This is a genomic window from Pseudonocardia pini, from assembly GCF_013870575.1.
In the GTDB taxonomy this organism is placed as follows: Bacteria; Actinomycetota; Actinomycetes; order Mycobacteriales; family Pseudonocardiaceae; genus Pseudonocardia; species Pseudonocardia pini.
Genome location: NZ_JACBXB010000503.1, coordinates 1 through 4119 on the forward strand (window position 1 = coordinate 1; position 4119 = coordinate 4119).

A 4119-nucleotide genomic window follows, 5' to 3' on the forward strand; every position below is an offset into this window, starting at 1 on the left:
GAACAGGACCGCCGTCGGCCTGCCTCCCGGACCGGTGCTGCCCCGGCCGTCGGCGACCATCGCGAGCGGGCCACGGGCCGTCGTCGTGGGGACGGGGGTGGCGCTCGGGACCTCCTCGCGGTCCGCCACGAACAGGACCCTGGGCAACGCCACGACGGCGGTGATGCCGGACCCCGGGGTGGTGGTCAGCGACACGGCGACCGCGTGCCGCGCCGCGAGCCTGCCGACGACGTGGAAGCCGAGCTGCTGCGAGGCGGACACGTCCACCTCCCGCGGGTCGGCGAGCAGCGCGTTGGCCTCCTCGACCTGCGCCTGCGGCATCCCGATGCCCCAGTCCTCCACGGTGAGCACCTGGCCGCCCCCGGCGCGCCGGTTGGGCCGCGACTGGACCGTCACGACCGAGTCCGGCGGGGAGTAGCGCACCGCGTTCTCGATCAGCTCGGCGAGGAGGTGGGTGAGGTCGGCCACGCAGGTGCCGCTCAGCGCGAGGCGGTCGTCGACCCCGAACTCCACCCGGTCCAGGTCCTCGGTCTCGGCGATCGCGGCGCGCACGACGTCGCCCAGCGGGACCGGCGCCGACCACAGCCGCGGGGTCTGCTCGCCGGAGAGCACGAGGAGGCTCTCGGCGTTGCGCCGGACGCGGGTCGCGAGGTGGTCCAGGGCGAAGAGCTCGGCGAGGGCGTCGGAGTCCTGCTCCTCCTCCTCGAGCCGGTTGATGATCTCGAGCTGGCGGTGGAGCATCGACTGGTTGCGCCGGGCCAGGTTGACCAGCATGTCCGAGGTGAACTTGCGGTGTTGGACCTCGGCGAGGAGCAGCTCGCGGCCGAGGCCCTCCCGGGCCGTCTGCTCGTCCTCGGTGATCCGCCAGAAGATCACCAGGCCGGTGCAGGCGAAGAACACCGCGATGCCGTGCACCCCGGCCCACAGCCACGGGCTCGCCTGCGCGGCCGGGTGGTTGAAGATCAGGTCGGAGGCCAGCGCCGTCCCGATGCCGTGGCTCAGGACGGTCAGCACGACGTTCCACAGGAACGGGACCCAGTCCTGGTAGAGGGCGATGAACCCGATGATGACGAAGAAGTGGAAGTGGGACTCGATCGTTCCGTGGGTCAGCCCGACCAGGATCACCGAGCAGCTGACGAGGCCCGCCGTGACCAGCGAGGACGCCACCCGCCGACGGCCGCGGGCCAGGTACCCGAGCAGCGCGAGGGCGAGCGGCACCAGCAGGACGAGCGCCGTGGTCCCGGCCCCGTTCCCGGCGAGCATCCCGATGCCGAACAGGACCGGCACGTGGGCGAGCAGCACGACGCACAGCAGCCGGTGCCTGCGGGCGAAGGACTCGTCGTCGAGTGTGTTGCCGCGCGGCAACAGGTCCAGCACGCGCCCCATGCAGTTCCCCTCCGTGACCACACCGAACCCCGTCGAACGGCCGCAGCCTAAACACAGCGTGATGGTTCGGCCGCTGAGAAGCTCGACGAGCGCCGTATTCGACCACGGAGCGTGACCGCGCGGCCGACGCGGGGCATACGACGGCTGACCCTCCGCCACCGACCGGACACAGCCCGCCGACCGGTTCCTCAGCGGCCGAGAGGCCTCGCCGATCGCCGCGCGGCCCGCACCGTTCGCCGACGGGACGGACCAGGCCCCCGGAGCCGCTCGCGGGAGACGGTGGTTCCTAGGCTGGGCGGGTGCGCCTGGTCCTCGCCTCCGCCTCCCCCGCCCGCCTCTCCGTGCTCCGCGCGGCGGGTCTCGACCCCTCCGTGCAGGTCTCGGACGTCGACGAGGACGCCCTGCTCGCGGCGATCCCGTCGGCCACCGCGGCGGAGAAGGTGACCACGCTCGCCGGGGCCAAGGCCACGACGGTCGCGCGGACCGTGGACGACGCCGTGGTGATCGGCTGTGACTCCATGCTCCACATCGACGGCGAGCTGGTGGGCAAGCCCTACGACGTCGACACCGCCCGGTCGCGCTGGAAAGCCATGGCCGGGCGGACCGGCGAGCTCGTCACCGGGCACGCGGTGCTCCAGGTGGTCGAGGGGGAGATCGAGCGGGTCGCCGAGGGCCACGCCGTGACCGTGGTCCGGTTCGGCACGCCCACCGACGCCGAGCTGGAGGCCTACCTCGCGAGCGGCGAGCCGCTGGCCGTCGCGGGCGCGTTCACCCTCGACGGGCTGGGCGGCTGGTTCGTCGACGGCATCGACGGCGACCCGTCCAACGTCATCGGCATCAGCCTGCCCCTGGTGCGCCGGCTGCTGGGCTCGTTGGGGATCTCCCCCACGGACCTGTGGACAACTCCCCCTCCCGGCTGACTTCCGACGGCGGGCGGTCCGCGCCCCGGACTATCGTCGCGACCATGGCACCGACTGACCCGGACCCGAAGCTCGCGGAGTACGCGCACCCCGAGCGGCTCGTCACCACCGACTGGCTCGCCGAGCACCTGGGCGACCCGGACCTCGTCGTCGTCGAGTCGGACGAGGACGTGCTGCTCTACGACACCGGCCACATCCCCGGCTCGGTCAAGGTGGACTGGCACACCGAGCTGAACGACCCGGTGACCAGGGACTACGTGGATCCCGAGGCCTTCGCGCGGCTCTGCGGCGAGCGGGGCATCGGGCGCGAGAGCACCGTGGTGTTCTACGGCGACCGGAACAACTGGTGGGCCACCTACGCGCTGTGGGTGTTCCGGCTCTTCGGCCACGAGGACGTCCGGATCCTCGACGGCGGTCGCACCAAGTGGGTCGCCGAGGGCCGGGAGATGACCACCGAGCAGCCCAAGCCCACCCCGGTCGAGTACCCGATCGCGGAGCGGGACGACATCGCGATCCGCGCCTTCAAGGAGGACGTGCTGGGCCACCTCGGCGGCCAGCTGGTCGACGTGCGGTCCCCCGGCGAGTACTCGGGCGAGCTGCTGCACATGCCGGACTACCCGCAGGAGGGCGCGGTCCGCGGTGGGCACGTGCCCGGCGCGGCGAGCGTCCCGTGGGCGCGGGCGGCGAACGAGGACGGCACCTTCAAGTCCCGCACCGAGCTCTCCCAGATCTACGAGGACGAGCAGGGCCTGTCGAAGGACGCGCCCACGATCGCGTACTGCCGGATCGGCGAGCGCTCCAGCCACACCTGGTTCGTGCTGTCCTACCTGCTCGGGTTCGAGGGCGTCCGCAACTACGACGGCAGCTGGACCGAGTGGGGCAACTCGGTGCGCGTGCCGATCGTGCAGGGTGCGGACAAGGGGTCCGTGGAGAGATGACGCTCCCACCCCGGCTGGCCGAGCTCGTGGAGGACTTCGAGGCGGTCGGCCCGAAGGACAAGCTCCAGCTCCTCCTCGAGCTCAGCCAGGAGCTCCCCGCGCTCCCGGAGCGCTACGCGGACGCGGCGGGGTCGATGGAGCAGGTGCACGAGTGCCAGTCCCCGCTGTTCCTGGCCGTCGAGGTCGCGGAGGATCCGGAGCAGCACGTTCACCTGTTCTTCTCCGCACCCCCGGAGGCGCCCACGACCAGGGGGTTCGCCTCGATCATGCACACCGGGCTGGACGGTGAGCCCGCGGTCGCGGTGCTCGGCGTCCCGGACGACTTCTACGTCGCGCTCGGCCTGGCGAAAGCCGTGAGCCCGCTGCGGATCCGCGGCATGGTGGCGATGCTCGGGCGGATCAAGAAGCAGGTCAGGGAGAAGTCTGGTCTCGCGGGAGCGGCGAACGCTCAACCCTAAGCCTTCGTCAAAACCGTTCCGCAGTGGCGTGGACCACCCCCATCCTGTCGTCGTCAGACGTCCCACGAGGACGACGACGAAGGGGGTGGTCCGAATGAAACACGTACTCGCCGCACCCGGTGACACCTGGGGCGTCGGGCCCTACCCGCCCGGGACCTGGGAACGGTCCGGGCCGGGAGGGGGCGCCCTGTCGTCATGGTGACGACGAGGAGACCCCCCGTGACCATCTCTGGGTTCCTGCTCGACGACCACGAGATCGTCCGCCGCGGCATCGCGCAGCTGCTACGCCTCGCGACGCCGCCGCCCCATCCGGTGGCGCCCGACGGGCCGACCCGGTCGAGCTCCTCCGCCACCCGACGCGTCAGGTTCCGTCCGGCAGGGGGACCCGCCAGATCACGCGGGTGCCACCGCCGTGTC

General features: G+C 72.0%; 4 protein-coding genes and 1 pseudogene. 4 read left to right on the forward strand and 1 reads right to left on the reverse strand.

What is annotated here, in order from left to right; all coding sequences use genetic code 11:
- Positions 1-1386, reverse strand: a 1386-nt coding sequence (locus tag H5J29_RS23360; protein WP_246394182.1) for a sensor histidine kinase, incomplete at its 3' end; no start/stop codon positions are given.
- A gap of 299 nt (positions 1387-1685) precedes the next feature.
- On the opposite strand from H5J29_RS23360, the gene H5J29_RS23365 reads away from it, so the two are divergent.
- The 4 genes and pseudogenes from H5J29_RS23365 to H5J29_RS35330 form a co-directional block, all read left to right on the forward strand.
- Entirely contained in the window at positions 1686-2306 is a 621-nt protein-coding gene (locus tag H5J29_RS23365) for a Maf family protein (RefSeq protein WP_181783185.1), read from the forward strand.
- A 44-nt stretch (positions 2307-2350) separates the two neighbouring features.
- Positions 2351-3244 (forward strand): sulfurtransferase, encoded by an 894-nt coding sequence (locus H5J29_RS23370; RefSeq protein ID WP_181783186.1) that lies wholly within the window; start codon positions 2351-2353, stop codon positions 3242-3244.
- Positions 3241-3702: a SufE family protein gene (locus tag H5J29_RS23375; RefSeq protein WP_181783187.1), complete on the forward strand. Its 462-nt coding sequence runs from the start codon at positions 3241-3243 to the stop codon at positions 3700-3702. The genes H5J29_RS23370 and H5J29_RS23375 overlap by 4 nt, the downstream gene beginning before the upstream one ends.
- Positions 3703-3921: 219 nt before the next feature.
- Positions 3922-4119: pseudogene (locus H5J29_RS35330) on the forward strand (hypothetical protein); the annotation flags it as partial.